Genomic DNA, 1,944 nt, shown 5'->3' on the forward strand with positions numbered 1-1,944 from the left:
TCGCACACCGACACAGGGGGGAATTAGCTGATTTTTCAGAGCCATTAAACAAAAAGCCACGCCTAATGCCCCCGAAGCCCCTAAAGTGTGTCCTGTTGCCCCTTTTGTCGAGCTTACAGCCACTTGCGAGCCAAAAATGCTGGCGATCAGGTTTGCCTCCCGTTCATCGTTTAAACGCGTGCTAGTGCCGTGGGCGTGAATGTAATTAATTTCATCTTTTCTTAATTGACTTCTGTGCAAACATAGTTCTATGGCTTTGGTAGCACTACGATTATTCACCGCCGGGGCGCTGACATGATCGGCATCGCAGGTAAAACCATAGCCCAAAATTTGCCCGTAGATGGGGGCATTTCTGCTTAAAGCCAGTTTTTCGGATTCAAGGACTAAAATCGCCCCAGCTTCGCCCAAAACCAAGCCCTCCCTAGCTCTATCAAAAGGATAACAGCCCGTTTTCGCCAAAGCTCCCATCTGTTCAAATCCCACCAAAGTTAAGGGAGTGATCGGGGTTTCGAGCGCCCCGGCTAAAACTCGATCACATTCTCCCATAGTAATTAATTCTACAGCCTGTGCGAGCGACCAGATGCCCGTGGCACAGGCCGCCATGGGTGCTAAGACTGGGGCGCCGGTTTCTATCAATCTAGCGGTCAATACCGAGGCGCGATCGGGTAAACTATCTAACCAGTTTTCTACTATTCCCGTCGCTGCCATCTGTTCCCATAAACCCTGACAACCGCGACTAGAACCGATAGTGACACCACAATCCTTTAAGGGAGGGGTTAACTTCGCGTCTTCAAGGGCAGCAATCAGGGCAATTTTGGTTAAATCCTCTAAAAATGCCGGTTTGTGACCGATTAAACCCAAGGGTAAAGCGGGTAAATCAGAAAAGGGTTGTTGCCTAGTTATACCAGTTTTGCCCTCTAGTAATCTTTGCCAACTCTGACTTAAATTTCCCAGAGAACTGATCAACCCAATTCCCGTCACCACAACATTCATTTATCAGTTATCAGGTATCAGTTATCAGATGAACGTAGGTTGGGTTGAAGCATGAAACCCAACGCCCGATTATGTTACGCTACCGCTAACCCATCCTACAAATAATTGTGCCTTCCTACTTAGAGCATTTAATTGATTATTATTCATTCTTAATTCTCCTGACTACTGACTACCGGCTCGGAGACTCCTCACCTGACGGAAGATTTTTGATTTTTGCAGCAGATTTATTAAATGATTGGGTGGGTGACGGCGAACATTAAATTATTGTCGCCCAGTCCCACCCTAACCGATCGCTATTTTTTCAGATTTTCTGCACCAGAAACAACTTTGGCCGAGTCAATTTTATCCCCTTGTTTGATCGTATCGATCACTTCCATTCCCTCAGTTACATAACCAAAAACGGCATAATCACCATCGAGGAAATTGATATCCGACAGGGCAAAATAAAACTGAGAAGAAGCGGAATTAGGTTGTTGAGAACGGGCCATTGCGATCGCACCGCGTTTATGGGGTAAAGCGACGATAGGAGTGCGCGACGTGGCCTGTTGACCGATTGCTTGCCCATAAATCGGCTCTTTTTCGTCTTTGAGGAGAATTTCTAGAGGAACATAACGGGGTTGCTTGGTTTCTGGATCGACAAAACCACCAGTTCCGCGACCTTGGGGATCACCCCCTTGGGCGACAAAAGGCTGCGGTTCTGTAACCACGCGATGGAAAGTTAAACCATTATAAAAACCTCTCCCCACCAGATCCACAAAATTACCGGCAGTAACTGGGGCTGCATTGCCATCAATTTCGATCGTTACCGGTTTACCTTTGATGATCATCTCGACGACGGCAGTTCCATCTAAGCGGGGTTTGTAATTATCCATGTTGACACTGCCCGAACTGGCAGATTTACGGTTTTCTTCGATGATAATAGAATTATCGCGGGTGGAGTTAGCTTCTGGG

At 47.0% G+C, this 1,944-nt stretch carries 2 protein-coding genes; both read right to left on the minus strand.

Annotated elements, in window-relative coordinates; genetic code table 11:
* A partial coding sequence (locus tag IQ242_RS23650) for a beta-ketoacyl-ACP synthase (protein WP_193961632.1) occupies positions 1–993 on the minus strand: 993 nt, incomplete at its 3' end.
* A gap of 293 nt (positions 994–1,286) precedes the next feature.
* Positions 1,287–1,944 (minus strand): peptidylprolyl isomerase (locus IQ242_RS23655; RefSeq protein WP_228021183.1); only part of this gene is annotated, 658 nt, incomplete at its 5' end.

The organism is Microcystis sp. LEGE 08355 (assembly GCF_015207185.1).
Classification (GTDB): Bacteria; Cyanobacteriota; Cyanobacteriia; order Cyanobacteriales; family Microcystaceae; genus Microcystis; species Microcystis panniformis.